This is a genomic window from Massilia genomosp. 1, from assembly GCF_011682185.1.
GTDB classification, from domain to species: domain Bacteria; phylum Pseudomonadota; class Gammaproteobacteria; order Burkholderiales; family Burkholderiaceae_D; genus Telluria_A; species Telluria_A rubra.
In genome coordinates, this window is record NZ_WHJF01000523.1 from 1 (window position 1) to 292 (window position 292).

The window sequence follows — 292 nt, forward strand, 5'->3', positions numbered from 1 at the left end:
TGTCATCAAGTGGAATCCCCGCAAACAGGACAAGGCCGCCTGGGTGGCGAGCGCCGAGCATGCCAATGCTTTCAGCGAGGCGCGTCCCGGCAAACGCTGCGCGTTGCTGTCGCAGCAGCTTGAGCGCGCCCACGGCAAGGAACGCCGGACCTTGCGCCTGATCGTGTCGATCACCGAGCGTAGCATCGACAAGAAGGGGCAGCACCTGATCGAGCCGGAGGTTGAGATCGAAGGCTGGTGGACCAGCTTGGATGCAGCACCCGAGGAAATCATCCGGCTGTATCGCCGCCAC

General features: G+C 63.4%; 1 pseudogene. It reads left to right on the top strand.

Annotation, left to right across the window (positions count from 1 at the left end):
- Positions 1-292 (top strand): annotated as a pseudogene (locus F1735_RS34760) (IS1380 family transposase); the annotation flags it as partial.